This is a genomic window from Sphingomonas sp. HMP6 (assembly GCF_013374095.1).
In the GTDB taxonomy this organism is placed as follows: domain Bacteria; phylum Pseudomonadota; class Alphaproteobacteria; order Sphingomonadales; family Sphingomonadaceae; genus Sphingomonas.
In genome coordinates this window covers 1,460,069-1,476,258 of the sequence record NZ_AP022672.1, presented here as the reverse complement: position 1 = coordinate 1,476,258, position 16,190 = coordinate 1,460,069, and the positions used below count along the sequence as shown (strand labels likewise).

General features: G+C 65.5%; 14 protein-coding genes and 1 tRNA gene. 11 read left to right on the top strand and 4 right to left on the bottom strand.

Annotated features, from left to right (window positions below; translation table 11 throughout):
* The first annotated feature begins 38 nt into the window (after positions 1–38).
* The 4 genes from HMP06_RS07350 (at position 39) to proC (ending at position 2,316) form a co-directional block, all read left to right on the top strand.
* Positions 39–596, top strand: a complete 558-nt coding sequence (locus HMP06_RS07350) for a TspO/MBR family protein (protein ID WP_176496505.1) — start codon at positions 39–41, stop codon at positions 594–596.
* Positions 597–615: 19 nt separating this feature from the next.
* Complete coding sequence (locus HMP06_RS07345) at positions 616–882, top strand: accessory factor UbiK family protein (protein WP_176496504.1); 267 nt, start codon at positions 616–618, stop codon at positions 880–882.
* Positions 883–991: 109 nt separating this feature from the next.
* Positions 992–1,504, top strand: a complete 513-nt coding sequence (locus tag HMP06_RS07340; RefSeq protein ID WP_176498414.1) for a YbjN domain-containing protein — start codon at positions 992–994, stop codon at positions 1,502–1,504.
* A gap of 32 nt (positions 1,505–1,536) precedes the next feature.
* Positions 1,537–2,316 (top strand): pyrroline-5-carboxylate reductase, encoded by a 780-nt coding sequence (gene proC / locus HMP06_RS07335; RefSeq protein WP_176498413.1) that lies wholly within the window; start codon positions 1,537–1,539, stop codon positions 2,314–2,316.
* Positions 2,317–2,469: 153 nt separating this feature from the next.
* Here proC and HMP06_RS07330 read toward each other — a convergent pair whose 3' ends face one another.
* Positions 2,470–2,958 carry a MarR family winged helix-turn-helix transcriptional regulator gene (locus HMP06_RS07330; protein WP_176496503.1) on the bottom strand — a complete coding sequence of 163 codons (489 nt, stop codon included), beginning with the start codon at positions 2,956–2,958 and terminating at the stop codon, positions 2,470–2,472.
* A gap of 66 nt (positions 2,959–3,024) precedes the next feature.
* On the opposite strand from HMP06_RS07330, the gene HMP06_RS07325 reads away from it, so the two are divergent.
* Together HMP06_RS07325 and HMP06_RS07320 are read left to right on the top strand one after the other, a co-directional pair.
* Positions 3,025–4,158: a branched-chain amino acid aminotransferase gene (locus HMP06_RS07325; protein WP_176496502.1), complete on the top strand. Its 1,134-nt coding sequence runs from the start codon at positions 3,025–3,027 to the stop codon at positions 4,156–4,158.
* Positions 4,159–4,254: 96 nt separating this feature from the next.
* A tRNA-Gln gene (locus tag HMP06_RS07320) sits at positions 4,255–4,329 on the top strand.
* Between the two features lie 150 nt (positions 4,330–4,479).
* On the opposite strand, the gene HMP06_RS07315 is transcribed toward HMP06_RS07320, so the two are convergent.
* Positions 4,480–5,493, bottom strand: coding sequence for a YncE family protein (locus tag HMP06_RS07315; protein WP_232089905.1), 1,014 nt, complete (start codon positions 5,491–5,493; stop codon positions 4,480–4,482).
* 185 nt (positions 5,494–5,678) lie between these two features.
* Here HMP06_RS07315 and HMP06_RS07310 point away from each other — a divergent pair, with 185 nt between their 5' ends.
* Genes HMP06_RS07310 through HMP06_RS07290 form a run of 5 tightly spaced genes read left to right on the top strand, consistent with a single transcriptional unit; the run spans position 5,679 to position 13,005 of the window.
* Positions 5,679–6,356, top strand: coding sequence for a response regulator transcription factor (locus HMP06_RS07310; RefSeq protein ID WP_176498411.1), 678 nt, complete (start codon positions 5,679–5,681; stop codon positions 6,354–6,356).
* On the top strand, positions 6,349–7,680 hold the full coding sequence (locus HMP06_RS07305; RefSeq protein WP_176496501.1) for a HAMP domain-containing sensor histidine kinase: 1,332 nt from the start codon (positions 6,349–6,351) through the stop codon (positions 7,678–7,680). Before HMP06_RS07310 ends, HMP06_RS07305 begins: the two co-directional genes overlap by 8 nt.
* Positions 7,644–8,957, top strand: a complete 1,314-nt coding sequence (locus HMP06_RS07300; protein WP_232089904.1) for a TolC family protein — start codon at positions 7,644–7,646, stop codon at positions 8,955–8,957. Before HMP06_RS07305 ends, HMP06_RS07300 begins: the two co-directional genes overlap by 37 nt.
* Positions 8,954–9,988, top strand: coding sequence for an efflux RND transporter periplasmic adaptor subunit (locus HMP06_RS07295; RefSeq protein WP_232089903.1), 1,035 nt, complete (start codon positions 8,954–8,956; stop codon positions 9,986–9,988). Before HMP06_RS07300 ends, HMP06_RS07295 begins: the two co-directional genes overlap by 4 nt.
* Positions 9,985–13,005, top strand: a complete 3,021-nt coding sequence (locus HMP06_RS07290) for an efflux RND transporter permease subunit (RefSeq protein WP_176496500.1) — start codon at positions 9,985–9,987, stop codon at positions 13,003–13,005. Before HMP06_RS07295 ends, HMP06_RS07290 begins: the two co-directional genes overlap by 4 nt.
* Here the strand turns inward: HMP06_RS07290 and HMP06_RS17900 are convergent.
* Entirely contained in the window at positions 13,002–13,694 is a 693-nt protein-coding gene (locus HMP06_RS17900) for a phosphatase PAP2 family protein (RefSeq protein WP_232089902.1), read from the bottom strand. The two genes, HMP06_RS07290 and HMP06_RS17900, sit on opposite strands and share 4 nt — an antisense overlap.
* Positions 13,694–15,991, bottom strand: a complete 2,298-nt coding sequence (locus HMP06_RS07280; RefSeq protein WP_176496499.1) for a TonB-dependent receptor — start codon at positions 15,989–15,991, stop codon at positions 13,694–13,696. Before HMP06_RS07280 ends, HMP06_RS17900 begins: the two co-directional genes overlap by 1 nt.
* Between the last annotated feature and the right edge of the window lie 199 nt (positions 15,992–16,190).

The window sequence follows — 16,190 nt, the reverse complement described above, 5'->3', positions numbered from 1 at the left end:
AGTGCCGCATTTGTGGATTCGAACCGGGGGCATAACGCTTGAGAGAAGTAGCATCGAAGCAGCAATTGCAGCTGTCGTTCCTCCGCTGGGCCATGGTCACGGTGCCGGCCGTCGTGCTGCTCGGCTTCGGCGCGGCACGGCTTGCGCCGTCGGGCGCCGAAAACCTGTGGTACGCCGCGATCATAAAGCCTGCGGTCACGCCGCCCGACTGGGCGTTTCCGGTGGCGTGGACCGGGATCTACATCCTGCTCGGCCTGTCGCTGGCGATGATCATCCACGCGCGCGGATCGCGGCTGCGTGGCCTCGCGATCACGCTGTTCGTGGTGCAATTGGTGGTGAACCTCACGTGGTCGCCGATTTTCTTCGGCATGCATGAAGTGACCTTGGCGCTCGGCATCGTCGGCGCGATGTTCGTGCTGACGGGGGTGATGGCGCTGGTGTTTGCACGGATCCGGACTGTCGCGGCGCTGATGTTGGTACCGTATCTCGCCTGGTTGCTCTTTGCCGGCTATCTCAATTACCAGATCATGGTCCTGAACCCCGGCGCGGAAACCCTTGCGCCGTCCTCTTCCTCTTCCCAAATCATCAAGCTCTGAAGCGACTGGATTTTTTAGCATGCAAGCCGACAACAAGATTTTCGACGATCTGGTGAAGTTCCTTAACGGTGCGGCGGGGACGCTCGCCGGGGTCGGACGTGAGGCCGAGGCAGGCACACGCGCGCGTGCCAAGGAATGGATCGGCGGGCTCGATTTCGTCAGCCGTGAAGAATTCGACGCGGTCAAGGCAATGGCGGCTGCTGCGCGCGATGACGCCGACGCTTTGCGCGCACGGCTCGATGCGTTGGAGGCGAAGGCCGCCAAGAAGCCGAAGGCCGAAGGCTGAGCTTGGTCTTGTCCACAGCTTTTTCTACAGGTTTGCCCACCGCGGCCTTGTTCCCATGCCGTCTTCGCGCCACCATTGCGTGCGAGACGGTGCGTGGAGGCAATTCGTGATGCTCGACGAAGCCGATTATGATCGCGACGACGCCGCACCCATCGACATGCTCGAGAGTTATTTCGCGGCACATGGCTGGGAGCATGAGCGTCAGGACGACGAGGTCATCGCCAAGGTCAAGGGTAGTTGGACGCAATATGAGCTCCGCGCGTTGTGGCGTGAGGAGGACAGCGTCATCCAGTTCCTCGCCTTTCCCGACATCCGCGTAGCCGACGACCGGCGCGTCGCGATCTACGAAGCGATCGGGCTGATCAACGAGCAATTGTGGGTCGGCCATTTCGAATTGTGGTCGTCGAGCGGGATCCTGCTCTACCGTCACGCCGCGATGATCGAGGGCCCCACCGATTCTGGCGGTGGCACGATGTCGCTCGGCGCTGCCGAATTGCTGGTCGAAAGCGCGATCGACGAGTGCGAGCGCTTTTACCCGGTCTTCCAGTTTGTGCTGTGGGGCGGAAAGACTCCCAAGGAAGCGCTCGCCGCCGCGATGACCGAGACGCAGGGCGAAGCGTGACCGCCGCGCCGACGCGCATCGAGCGCGTCTGGATGATTGGCTGCGGCAACATGGGCGGCGCGATGCTGCGCCAGTGGATCGCGAGCGGGACGCTGTCGGGCGATGCGGTCGATGTCGTCAATCGCAGCGACCGTGCCTTGCCGATAGGAGTGCGTCAGGCGCGCGATCTGCCCGACGGGCCGCTCCCGGATGCCGTCATCCTGGCGATGAAGCCGCAGCAGTTGGACGAGGTCGCCGATCGCTTTGCCGAGCGCCTGGCCGATGTTTCGATGCTGGTGTCGATCCTCGCCGGTGTCGAGGAACCCGCGCTCGCGCATCGCTTTCACGCTGGTGCGGTAATCCGCGCAATGCCCAACCTGCCCGTCGGCATCGGCAAGGGCGTGGTCGCGCTGGATAGTTCGAGCACCGATCCCGCCGCCCGCGATGCCATCGCAACGCTGATGGTGCCGCTTGGCTTGGTCGAATGGGTTGCGCCCGCGCAGTTCGATGCGGTCACCGCGCTCGCCGGCAGCGGCCCTGCCTTTCTCTACCGTTTCATCGATGCGCTCGCCGCCGCTGGCGTCGCGCAAGGGTTACCCGCGAATCAGGCGCAGCGCCTCGCACTCGCCACGGTCGAGGGGGCAGGGTTGCTTGCAGCGGCGGCGGATGTCGGCCCGGGCGAACTGGCCGAGCGGGTGGCCAGCCCCGGCGGATCGACGCGTAAGGGCCTTGATGTGCTCGATGCCGGGGATGCGTTCAACACGCTGCTCACCGAAACCATCGCTGCCGCCACCCGGCGCAATGCCGAGATGGCAGCCGCCGCGCGCGGCTAGAAAATCGTGTGCTCGATCGAACGCACCCTCTTCCGTTCGCCCTGAGCTTGTCGAGGGGCAGGGTGCCACATGTTCGGCACCAGCCTTTGCGCGCAGGGCTTCGACAAGCTCAGCCCGAACGGGTTAGGGAGCGTTGCGCTTTCGCAATCCACCCTAGTCGCGAAGCCCCGAGAGCCGGGCGAGATCGGCGTCGCCGATCATGCCCTCCAGCACCGACCAGAAGCCGCTCACCGCAGTTTGACCGGCGCGCGCATAAGCCGCCGCCCAATGCTGTCGCACGGTTTCGAACAGTTCATATTCCAGCTCTACGCCCGCATCGGACAGCCGCAGCAAGCGCTGCCGCCGGTCGCGCTCGCCGATCCGCGTCTCGACCAGATCGCGATCGACCAACTCGTTGAGCACGCGGCCCAGCGATTGCTTGGTGATGCCGAGCAGCCCGAGCAGCGCGCTGACCGTCAGATCGGGATGGCGGGCAATGAAATACATCGCGCGGTGATGCGCGCGGCCCAGGCCCATTTCCGCCAGACGTGCTTCGGTCGACCGCGCGAGGGTGCTTTGCGCGAAATACATCAATTCCATGCCGCGCCGGATCTCGGTTTCGCGGAGGAAGAGCGGTGAAGCGGAAGCGATTGCAGTGGCCATTGTTGACCGCGTTTGACGCCTCCCGTACACCCCTTCAACCCCAAAATTTGTAACAGAATGTCGCACATGCTGCAGAATCTACACCGCGCCGCCGAACCAGAGATTGCCGCCGACGGCACGCCCACCTTCGCGGTGGAGCCGAGCGCGTCGCCGCTTGCGGTGAACGAGCGCGCGGCCTTGCTTGCCAACCCGGGTTTTGGGCGTGTCTTCACCGATCATATGGCGACGATCCGCTATAACGAGGCGCAGGGCTGGCACGACGCGAAGATCGTCGCGCGCGCGCCGTTCCAGCTGGATAGCGCGTCGGCGGTACTGCATTACGCGCAGGAGATTTTCGAGGGGCTAAAGGCCTATCGCCTGCCCGATGGCGGTGCGGCGCTGTTCCGTCCGGAAGCAAACGCGGCGCGCTTCCGCCGCTCCGCGGAGCGCATGGCGATGGTGCCTTTGCCCGAGGACCTGTTCGTCGAATCGGTCCGCGCGATCGTGCGGCAGGAGGCGGATTGGATCCCCGATATCGACGGCGGCGCGCTGTATCTGCGCCCCTTCATGATCGCGAGCGAAGTGTTCCTCGGCGTCAAGCCGTCGACCGAATATCTCTACGCGGTTATCGCTTCCTCGGTCGGGGCCTATTTCAAGGGCGATGCGCCCGCTGTCACGCTGTGGGTGTCGCAGGATTACACCCGCGCCGCGCCCGGCGGCACCGGAGCGGCCAAATGCGGCGGCAATTATGCCTCCAGCCTGATCGCGCAGGCCGAGGCAACGCGGCAGGGCTGCGATCAAGTGCTGTTCCTCGACGCGGTCGAACGCCGCTGGATCGAGGAACTGGGCGGCATGAACATCTTCTTCGTGTTCGACGACGGCAGCATCGCCACCCCGCCGCTGACGGGCACGATCTTGCCCGGTATCACCCGCGATTCGCTTCTCACGCTTGCGCGGGACATGGGGCTGACGGTGCGCGAGGAGCCCTATGCGATCGACCAGTGCCGCGCCGATGCGCAAAGCGGTCGGCTGATCGAAGCGTTCGCCTGCGGGACCGCGGCGGTCGTCACGCCTATCGGCACGATGAAGCTGAAAGACGGCCAGTTCCAGATCGGCAGCGGCGGCCCCGGTCAGACCACCGGGCGCTTGCGGCAAGCGCTGATCGACATCCAGCGCGGCCATGCGAGCGATCCGCATGGCTGGCTCGACCGGGTAATCTGACGCCCGGCCTGGGGGAAGTTGCGGAAAAGCGCCATTCCCCCTTTTCAACCGCGCGCGAGCACCCTAAAGCCCGCGCTCCCGGCCTCGCCGGGATGTTGGGGCGTCGCCAAGTGGTAAGGCAGCGGCTTTTGATGCCGCCATTCGCAGGTTCGAACCCTGCCGCCCCAGCCAAGCACATTGGGATTATCCGCCAATGTTGCTCTGGCGATGCAGTGGCTCATCGGGTCCCCGATAAACCGCATCAAATTGTGCCAACGCGCTGTCCGGAAGATGGTAGCGGTCGATTGCGTAATACGATACCCAATGCTGCGTCGATGCTTTTCACCCGCGCTTGATCACCACGATATGGAATGAGCCCGTAACCGGCACCGGTCGTCCGCCCGCGATGGCGGGTGCGGCGAAGCGCGCGGTCGGCAGATAAAGCGTCCCGCTGGACGGATCGAGCGCGCCGGTGCGTGCCCCAATTTCGGTCTTGATTGTCCTCGCAACAGGGGCACCTTCGCCCGCGCCCAACGTGATGACCGATAGCACGCCGTCCTTGCCGCACGGAATGAAGGCAATCCTTCGCGCCGTGTCCATGATGACCGCATCGGGACCCAGACCGATGGGAATCAGCTTCACCAGCTTACCCGTCTTTGTGTCCACCAAAGCGGCCTTGGCATTGGCGCAGGCGCTTAGGAGATAGCCGGTCTTTGCATCGAAACCGAGCCCGGTTGGACCGGTGCAGCCCGGCAGCGCGATCGCGCGACCGGCTTTTCCGGTCGCGAGGTTCGCGGTTTCGATTTCATTCTCATCCTCGTTGTTGACGTAGAGCGTATCGTTCGCGCCGAGCACACCGAACTCCAGCCCCGGCTTCAACACGATCGTGCCGGTGACTTTTGCGGTCGCGACATCGATCAGCGAGACGGTGCCGGCCTTGGCATTCATCACTACCGCGCGCTGTCTGGCAGCATCGTAAAAGGCGGCATCGGGGTCGCTGCCCACGGCGATCTTCGCGCGCTCGCTTCCGTTGCGCAGGTCGAACAGGCGCACGCTATCATCGCGTCCGCTCGTCACCAGCAGGGTCGTGCCGCCGGGGATCGGGACCACCGCATGGGCCTTCATGATTGCGCCGAACGAGCGCACCGCGTCCCCATGAAGCGGATCGATTTCGGTCACGACATCGCCATGCGCGACATAGACCCGGTGCGTTTCTGGATCGACCTCCACATAGTCCCATCCGCCATCCGGACCGGCGATGGCGTGCTCGATCGCGTAACGCGGCGCGGGGGCGGCAGCGACCGCGTTCCCCGCGGCAAAGATGAGCAGCAGGCGCTTGGCGAAAGGCGGCATCATAGACCCTTTTTCGTGCCGGGGACCGGCGTCGCGAACGTGCCTGACGCCACGGCGAGGGGCGAGCCGAAATCGCGATCCGTCGGCAAGGTTGGGATCTTTCATAAATCGCCGCGGTGACGTGCCTCGTTAACAAACATTGGGAAAACCAGTGGGGATCGGATCGCAGCGCGCGCTATGATGAAGCGATGGATGTGCTGCTCGCCGAAGATGATCTCGAAACGGCGGGCTTCGTCGCTGACGGGTTGCGTGCGCTGGGGCATGAAGTGACACACGCCACGACCGGCGATGGGGCGTTGAAGGCGGCGACGGAGGGTAGTTTCGACGCCGTCATCCTCGACCGAATGCTTCCTGGTCTCGAGGGGCTCGAAGTGCTGCGTCAGTTGCGTGCGCGGTCCAACCGGGTGCCGGTGTTGGTGCTTACCGCGCTTGGTGGCATTTCCGATCGGGTCGATGGACTGGATGCCGGGGCGGACGATTACCTGGTCAAGCCGTTCGCTTTGGTCGAACTGGCCGCGCGGCTGAACGCACTTGCGCGTCGCTCGTCGGGGGCAGACCCCGCGACACGCTTTGAGGTCGGCGATGTCGTGCTCGATTTGTTGCGGCGGGACGTGACGCGCGCCGGACGCCCGGTTCTTTTACAGCCGCGTGAATTTGCGCTGCTCGAACAATTGATGCGTCACGCCGGCCGGATCGTAACGCGCACGATGTTCCTCGATCTGGTCTGGGGGTTTCACTTCGATCCGCAGACCAACATCGTCGAAAGCCATCTCAGCCGCTTGCGCACCAAGCTTCGCGAGGGTTTTGCCGACGATCCGATCGAGACGATCCGTGGATCGGGCTATCGGATGCGCATCGATGCTTAAGGTTCGGTCCAGCGCCGCCTACCGTATCGCTTTCGCTTACTCTGCCGCCTTCGCGCTGGCGGTCGTGTTGCTCGGCTTCACGATGTATTTGGTCGCCGACGCGGATTTTCGACGTCAGCAGGACGGGCTGGTCCGGCAGGAAGCGGCGAACCTCGCACAAGAATATGACGATGGGGGACTCCCCGATATCGCCAGTGCGATCGCCACCCGCGAGGCCGGAAGTTCGATCAAAGCCTTTGGATACGCCTTGTTCGATCGCTCGGGCCGCCGCATCGCGGGGGCGCTCGATACGGCCCGGCCGGCGCACGGGCTTGGCACAATCGTCTTCCGCGATCCGATCGAGGGCCTGGACAGCGCGCGTGCCGAAACGCGCGATCTGCGTGGTGGATATCGCCTGGTCGTGGCGCGCGATACCGAAATCATGGAGGGTATCGATCGCACGATCGTCCTCCTGTTCGGCGGCGCGTTCGTCCTTGTGATCGCGTTCGGCGTGGTGGGTGCGTTGGTGTTGGGGGGCTATCTGCAACGGCGGCTCGACGGGATCAGCGGGGTCGCGCGCGCGATCATGGCCGGGGACATGGCGCAGCGTGTGCCGGTCGGCGGGCGCGCCGACGAATTCGACGCCGCCGGGGCCGCGCTCAACACGATGCTCGACCGGATCGGGCAGTTGATGGACAATCTGCGCCAGGTGTCGAGCGACGTCGCGCACGATCTGCGCACGCCGCTGCTCCGCCTGCGCAATCAGCTAGAACACGTCGGCACGGTCGAAGGTGCCGCAGCGCGCGCAATCGAGCAGGGCGATGCGGTGCTCGCTTTGTTCGCCGCCTTGCTGCGGATTGCCGAAGTGGAGGGCGGGGGGCTCGCGCGGACGTTCGTGCCAGTCGACCTCAGCTTTCTCGCGACCGAGATCGCTGAGAGCTTCGCGCCGGCCTTTGACGATGGCGGGCGGTGCCTGATCTGGTCAGTTGCGCCCGACATCACAGTGCTGGGCGACCGTGAACTGATCGCGCAGGCGCTCGTGAATCTGCTCGACAATGCGCGGCTGCACACCCCGCCGACGACGCGGATCGAGGTTAAGATGATTGCCGACGATACGATGGCGCGACTGTCGGTATGCGATGATGGGCCGGGTGTGCCGGTTGCCGATCACGCGCGCATCCTGCAGCGCTTTGCGCGCGGCGAGGCGAGCCGGACGACGCCCGGTAATGGGCTCGGCCTTAGCCTGGTGGTGGCGGTTGCGGCGGCGCACGGCGGCACGGTTGCGGTGGCCGACAATGATCCCGGCCTGTGCGTCACGCTGACGCTGCCGAGGGCGGCGCGATGAAGCGGCTGTTCCTCCCTTTGCTGCTGCTGGGCGGATGTGCCGCCTACACCCCCGATCCGCTCGCGACGGCGCCCGCCGCGCACGCCGATCTGGCACCGGTCGACATCGATCTGGCGCAGCCGCTCGACGGCACTGCCGTGGCGACGCTGGCGGTGCTCGCCAATCCCGATCTGCGTGCGGCGCGGGCGCGCGCCGGGATCGCCGACGCGCAGGTGTTCGCCGCCCGGCTGCTGCCCGATCCGACGCTGAGCATCGGTGTGAGCCAGGTGCTGGCCGGTCCCGATCCGTTGCTCGATTTGACGAGCGCGCTTGGCTTCGATCTCAACACGCTGCGCACGCGCGGCGTCCGCCTTGCCCAGGCGCGCGCCGCGGCGCAGCAAGTGCGGCTCGATCTGGCGTGGAGCGAGTGGCAAACGGCGGGCCAAGCGCGGCTGCAAGCGGTGCGGATCGTCGCGCTGGAACGCAGCGTCACGCTTGCTGCCGCGTCGCGCGACACCGCGCGGTCGCTGCTCGACCGCATCACGCGCGCGGGGGGGCGCGGCGATATCGCGGCGGACCAAGTGCAGACCGCTCGGCTCGCCGCCGCCGATGCCGAGGTCAAGGCGCGCACCAGCGAGAAAGACCTCGCGACTGCTCGGTTCGAACTGACCCGGCTGCTGGGTTTGCCGCCGACCGCGATCTTGCGCCTCGCTCCCGTGGGCGACCGCGACCGGCCGCTCGACCCGACAAAGCTGTTCGACACCGCTCGCACCAATCGGACCGATCTGCGCGCGCTTGAGGCAGGCTATGCCGCGCAGGAAGCCGCAGTGCGCAAGGCGGTGCTCGATCAATTCCCGACGCTTGGTCTCAGCATTGCTTCGAACCGTGACACGGCGGGCAATGTCATCGTCGGGCCCTCGGTCGATTTGACGCTGCCGCTGTGGAACCGCAATCGCGGCGGGATCGCGATCGAGCGCGCGACGCGCGCCGCGCTCAAGACCGAGTATGACGCACGGCTGTTTCAAACGCGCGCGCAGATCGCCGCAGCCGTAGCCGGGATCACGATCGCCCGGCGGCAACGCGACGCGGTGCTGCGCGATGTGCCCGCCGCCCACCGTTATGCCGAGGCGACGCGGCGCGCGGCGACGCGCGGTGATCTGTCGATGGCGACCGCTGAGATTGCCGAACAGGCCGACCGCGACAAGCAGGTGCTGCTCCTGCAAAGCGAGCAGGACATTGCCGAACAGATGATTGCGCTGGAATTGCTCACCGGCACGCTGAGGGAGGCCTGGACGTGACCCGGAAGTCCACGGTTCTGCTGATGGCGTTTCTGCTCGGTGCCTGTTCGGGTGCCGTCGAAGAGGAAGAGGCTGCGACCGCGCCGGTCGCACTCGTCACGCTCGGTCGGGCGGAACCGGGTACGCTGGCCGAGCAGGTGACGCTCTACGGCGCGGCCGAGGCGGGGCCCAGTGGCAAATTGACGGTGTCGGCGCCGGCGGAGGCGACCGTCGTCGCGATCGTCGCCCCGGTCGGATCGCGCGTTGCCGCCGGCGCTGTGATCGCGCAGCTCGCCGCCTCGCCGACAACGCGTGTCGATCTCGTCAAGGCGTCGAGCGACGCGCAGGCTGCCAACGCCGCACTGGCGCGCGCGGAGCGGCTGAAGACCGATGGTCTGGGCAGCAATGCCGAAGTGGAAGCAGGGCGCGCGGCCGCGACCAGCGCCAACGCTACGCGCGCGGCGATGGCCGCGCGCACCGGCGGCCTGACGCTCCGCGCGCCCGCCGCCGGAATCGTGGAGACGGTGACGGCGGCACCGGGCGACCTCGTCCAGCCAGGCGCGTCGATCGCGTCGATCACACGCGCGTCCGATCTGCGCGCCCGCTTCGGGGTCGATCCCGCGCTCGCCCGCAGCTTGCGTCCGGGCACGGTGCTGCACATCACCGCCAGCGGCGGCGCAGCGGCATTCGATGTGCCCGTCGAGACGGTCAATCCGGCCGCCGACGCGCAGACTCGGCTCGCATCGGTGTTCGCGCGCCTTCCCGCCGCCACAGGAATCGGCTCTGGCCAGACGCTTAGCGCAACCACCGACGGAACCCCGCGCAGAGCGGGCAGCGCGCAGCTGACCATTCCCTACGCCGCTTTGCTCGACGACGGCGGACAGTCCTACGTCTATGTCGTGGCCGGCGGGGTTGCGCATCGCCGTGACATCACCGTCGGAGCGGCGCGCGGCGACCGGGTCGCAGTGTCGGGTGCGGTGCGGGCGGGGGAGGCGGTGGTCGTCGCTGGGGGAACCGCGGTCGAAGATGGCATGAAGGTGCGGACCAAGTGATCTCGGCGATCGAGCGGCACGCGCGCGCCTTGTGGCTGGCGGCGGTGCTGGTCGTGCTCGGCGGGGTGTTTGCGGCGACGCATCTCCCGGTCAGCCTGTTCCCGCATATCGATTTTCCGCGCGTCGTCGTCTCGATCGATGCAGGCGAGCGCGACGCGACGCAAATGGCGGCGGAGATCACGCGCCCGATCGAGACCGCGCTGCGGAGCGTTCCCGGCGTCACCCGGATCCGCTCAACGACTAGCCGCGGCACCGCCGAGGTTGCGCTCGATTTTCCGTGGAAGCAGGATATGGTCACCGCGATGCTCGCGACGCAGGGTGCATTGGCATCCGCGCTGCCCGATTTGCCTGCGGCCACCCGCTTCGAAGTGCGCCGCTCCGATCCGACGATCTTTCCGGTCTTGGGGATCGCGCTCACCTCACCCTCGCTGGACCAGAATGCGCTGCGCCAGATCGCCGAGTTGCAAGTCCGCCCGGCACTCGGCGCGGTGGAGGGTGTGGCGGGCATCGACATCCTCGGCGGTGCGCCGCGCGAGCTTGCCGTCGATGTCGACCCAGCCAAGGCGCAAGCGCTCGGACTTTCGCTGGATGCGATTGCTGCCGCATTGGGCAAGGCAAACAGCGTCACCGGCGTGGGGCGGCTGGAGGACCGCCACCGGCTCTACCTTGTCCTGGCGGAAAATCGCCTGAGAGGGATCGCCGATATCGCCGCGACTCCGGTAAAGGCCGGTGGCGCCGCGAGCGCCGGGCTCGTGACGCTGGGGCAGATCGCCGAGATTCACCCGTCGGTTACGCCAGGTTTCACCAAAGTCTCGTCGGGCGGGCGCGATGCGGTGCTCGTCAATATCCGCCAATCGCCAAACGGCGATAGCGTGCGGATCGTGCAGGAGGTCGATGCGCGGCTGAAAGCCTTGGGGTTGCCGCCCAGCGTCATGGTCACGCCCTTTTACGATCAGTCCGAACTCGTCTCCGCCGCCGCCGGTGCGGTGCGCGATGCGATCCTGCTCGGCGCGGTGCTGGCGGGCGTTGTGTTGTTCGTGTTCCTGCGCTCGGCGCGGCTGATGCTGATTACCGGGCTGATGCTGCCCGCCGTGCTCGCGGGGACATGCCTGTTGCTGTTCGCGTTCGGCATGAGCTTCAACATGATGACGCTGGGCGGGATGGCGGCGGCGGTCGGGCTGGTGGTCGACGATGCCGTGGTCATGCTCGAACATATCATGCGGCGCTTGCAGGAGGGGGCAGCCAAGGTCTCCGACGCCGCCGCCGAGATGGCGCGTCCCTTGTTCGGATCGACCGCCGCTACGATCGTCGTGTTCACGCCGCTCGCCTTCGTCAGCGGCCTGACCGGCGGGTTCTTCAAGGCGCTGGCGCTGACGATGGTCGCGGCGCTCGGACTGTCGTTGCTCTTCGCCCGCTATCTCCTGCCGCTGGTCGCCGCGCGCTGGGTCCGTGCAGCGGACATTGCGGCGGCGGACCGCGCGGGGGCTTCGCTCCAGCGGCTCGACCGGATCAATGCCCGCGCCGCCGAACGCGCACTCGCGCGACCGGGATTGTTCGTCGGCCTGCTCGGGATAGGCATGGCCTTGCTCGGCGTTGCGGCGTGGAGCCATGTGCCGTCGGGTTTCATGCCCGCGATGGATGAAGGCGGGTTCATCCTCGACTATAAAGCGCAATCGGGTGCTGCGCTGTCGGACACCGACCGGCTGCTGCGCCAGGTCGAGCAGATCATCACCGCCACGCCCGAGGTCGCGAGCTATTCGCGGCGGACTGGCGTGCAATTGGGCGGGGGCCTGACCGAGGCCGATGAAGGTGATTATTTCATCCGCCTGAAAGGCGGGTCGCGCCGCCCGATCGAAGCGGTGATGGCCGGTATCCGCCAGCAGGTGCAGGCGAGGGTCCCTGGCCTCGAAATCGAGACCGCACAGTTGATGGAAGATCTGATCGGCGATTTGACCGCGGTGCCGCAACCGGTCGAGGTCAAGCTGTTCGGCGACGATCCTGCCGCGCTGAAGGATGCCGCCAAGCGCGTCGGCGTGGCAATCGGCAAGGTTTCGGGCATCGTCGAAGTGGTCGATGGATTGCGCGTCGCGGGCGATGCGTTGGTGGTGAAGGTCGATCCGGCGGCTGCGCTCCAGCACGGGCTCGATCCGGCAGCGGTGTCGAGCCAGCTCGATGCGCTGATCGGCGGCGCGACCGCGACCAATTTGCGGATCGGCGAGCAACTCGTCACCGCGCGGGTCCGCGCGCCGCTTGCGCTGCGAAGCCGCGCAAGCGATTTGGCGCAGCTACCTTTGGTCGCGCCCGACGGGCATGTCGTGCGCGTCGGGCAGGTCGCCAGCGTAACGGTCGCCGCCGGGCAGGAACAAATTACGCGCGAAGATCTCGCACCCTTCATCGGCGTGACGGCGCGGCTCGAGGGGCGCGATCTGGGCTCGGGGATGCGGGATGTGCGCCGCGCAGTGGCCGCGCTGCACCTGCCCGCCGCGATCCGTGTCTCCTATGGCGGGCTCTACGCGCAGCAGCAGCAGAGTTTTGCCGATTTGACGATCGTGTTCGTCGCGGCGCTGCTGCTGACCGCGCTGCTGCTGACCTTTCTTTTCGAACGGCTGACCTGGACGCTGGCAGCGATCACGACGGTGTTGCTCTCGGCGGCGGCGGTGCTGTGCGGGTTGTGGCTTACCGGGATCGAGCTCGACATCTCCGCGCTGATGGGGCTGACGATGGTGATTGGGATGGTGAGCGAGCTCGTCATCTTCTTCCTCGCCGAATTGCCGCGCGACGGGGCGATCGATCTCGCCGAATTGCGCGAAGCGGGGGAGAAGCGGCTGCGCCCGATCCTGATGTCGGCGCTGATCGCAATCTTGACGCTTGCGCCGCTTGCGCTGGGGGTCAGTCGCGGGGCCGGGCTGCAAAAGCCGCTGGCGACCGCGATCATCTTCGGGCTCAGCGCGGCGGTGCCGTTGGTGCTGCTGTTCCTCCCCGCGATGATCGCGGTGCTGACGCGGCGGCGGGCCTAGCGCTGCGCGATGCCGGCCGCGACGAGTTCTCGGCGCGCCTTGCCGAACGCGGTGCGGAACGCCGGCTTCGCCATCAACCGTTCGGCGATCAGCAGACCGAGCATTTGCCCGGCGCTCACGTCGCTGCGGAAATGCTGTTCGCACACGATCCGGCTCTGGGCGTAGCGCGCCGCACGCGCGAGCAGCGCTTCGGCCTTTTCCGGGACCAGCCGCGCCAGCGTCTCGCCCATCGAGAAGGCCATCGACGTGTGGCCACTGGGATAGCTCGACAGCGGATCCTCGTTGCGTTTGCACGCCTTGAGCGTCGGATCCGACACATAGGGCCGCGCGCGGCGGAAATGATCCTTGCCGCGATCGATCGTCTCCTTCTCGCTCGCCCGCACCAGCGCCATCAGCGCGGCGGTTGCGGGTAAATGCGCGAGATCGAATTTGGGGCCGAGCACGACCGCGAAGATCGAGGCATTCTTGGTATCGCCGTCCAGCCGCGCATCGGCCTCGGTCGCCGCCGTGCGGTTTTCAAACGCGCGCAACTCGACCAATTCGGCGGCTGCCTGGACGCTGTCGGCGGCGGGCGGCGGGGGCAACACGAGCGCTGGATCGAGATCCCGCGCGGTGAGCAGCGATTGGGTCTTCGGCGCAGGGGCCGCAGCGAGGCAGAGCAACGCTGCGGCGATCAATCCCCGCTGCATCAGAATTTGTACGTCACCTGGCCGGTGATCGCACGGCCCGGCTGGTAATAGATTTGCGACGTGTTGGCGTTGAGCGGCGTGCCCGAGATCTGGTTGATCTTCTGCGAATCGAGCAAGTCGGTCACGTCAAGCCCGACACGGAATGGCCCGATGTCGTAGCTCGCGGCCAGATTGACCGTATTGTACGGGCTGATCCGCGTGACGTTCGCCAGATCGGCATATTGCGCGCCGGTCCATTTGTCGGTGACCGAGAAACGGTAGGGGCCGTGCTTGAACAAGACGCCGCCCGCGGCGGTCGACAGCGGTGCCTTGGCGATCGTAGTGCGCGGTACGATCAGATTGGTGACCGGGTTGGTGTAGACCACCGTCTTGGCATAGTTGCGCGAGGCGTTGGCGAAGACCGCGAGGCCATTGCTGAACGCATAGGTTACTTGACCCTCGACACCCTTATACAGCGCGCCGCCGATATTGGTAAAAATCGTCCCCAACCCCTGACCCGAGGTATCGGTATAGCTGAAGAATTTGTTGGTGAAATTGATGACGTAGACGTCCGCATCGATCGACAAATGGCTGCCGTGATAGACCGCGCCGACTTGATAATTGGTCGATTTCTGCGGCTCGACGTTCGAGAAATTGGTGTTTGCGACATAGAGCTGGCTGAGCGGCGGGGCGAGGAAGCCCTTGGCATATTGGCCGTAGACCGACAGGTTCGAGGTCGGCTGATAATTGATCGTCACGAACGGCAGATCGGCGGTGTAATCGTTGGAATTCCGCTGCGCATAGCGTGTCGTCTGATTGTACGCCGCATCGATCTTCCGGCCGAAATCGACATGCTTGAAGCCAGGCGTAATCTTCAGCCCCGCGATCGGGCGCAGCTCGAGCTCGGCGAATTCCTCGGTATGGTTGCCCTGCGAATTCTGATCGAACTTGATGTAGAGCGGTGTGACCTGGCCTGGATTCAGCCCGGTCGCCGGTGCCGTCACAGCCTTCTCGACATAGTTGAAGGCGCCGGTCGTCAGATCGACGTCGCGCTGCTGGCGATACGTGTTGCTGAATTCGAGCCATGCGCCGACGGTCAGCGTCGCGAAGCTGGTCAGGTCGGCGCGCAGCTTGATGATGTCGCCGAATACACGGTATTTGTTGGTCTTGGTGTAGCCCGGGATATTGCCGATGATCTTCGTTTTTCCATCAGCGGCAACGGTGTTGTAGATCGCGCCGGGAAGCGTTGTCACATCGTTCGCGGACAGCGTCTCGTTGTCGTAATAATAGGTGAACGCGCGGTTTTCTAGCACGATGCCGGGGGCGAGATTGGCCTCCAGCTTGATGAGCTCGAAATCGGTCGTCTTTACCGTGCGGTTATAGCCGTAATATTGCGACGTCTTGGGATCGTTGTTCAGCGCGTAATATTTGCCGAACAAGGCCTGCTGCGCGAGCGTCGATCCGTCGTTATCGGCCTGGTTGAAATGGTTTTTGTTATAGGTGCCGAGCAGCGTCAGCGTCACGTCGGGGCCGATCGGAACGATAACCTTCCCGAACAAATTGTAATTCTCATATTTCGAAAAGCTCGAACGGCCATCGCTATGGACATATTGGCCGGTGAACACCGCGCTGGCGCCACCGAGTTTGTCGATCTTGCCGGTCTGCACGATCGCGCGGCCAAGATAGGTGTTGAAGCTGCCGTAGGTCGCTTCGAGCGAACCGCCGAACGTGTCCCGCGTCGCGCGGCTGAACAGGTTGAAGGTGCCGCCGAACGTCGCCTGACCCAATTGGCTGGCATTGCCGGGGCCGCGATCGACGACCAGCGTCTCGATCGTGTTCGATGGGAAGAAGGTCGTCGAATGGTGGGTCGGGTCGTTGGTGTCGCCGAACGGCACGCCGTCATAGGTGATGTTATATTCGCCGTCCTGGAAGCCGCGGATCTGCGCCTTGGATTCGGACAGGCCGATGCCATTATTGCCGCCATAGTTGGACACGCTCGGCGTGATCAGCGCGATCTGGTTGAAATCGGCGGTCGCCGGCAGCGAATCCTCGATGAACGAGCGCGACACGATCGCTTGCGGTTGCGTCGTCTTGAGCGAGGCCGTGACGGGCGCGAGCTCGTTGGCCTTGGTCGCGGTCACGACAATGTCGGAGCCTTCGGCGATGGCGTCCTGTTGCGTCTGATCTGCGGTAATTGGCGCGGGAGCGGATGGCGCGGCAGGCGCGGTCGCGGCGTGGGCGGCACTGGCGGTCAGCGCAGCAACAAGCGCGAGCGCACTGCTGCCCCGGCGCATGCGCGCCGTGGTGAGGTTCAACATGATGATTTCCCTTTGGCGGCGTCTGTCCCGGTGCCACCTGCGCTATGAGCCGCCCGTGACAGTTTCGTTGCGAAACCGTGTCAATTGCGAGATTGGGAAATTGTAACGTCGAGGTGCCGACACGGTCGTCATGACGAGCGGTCTGAGTCGAGCGCAGGAGATCAGTTACGTCGTCGAGCCACCGCGGTGCCCCGAGATC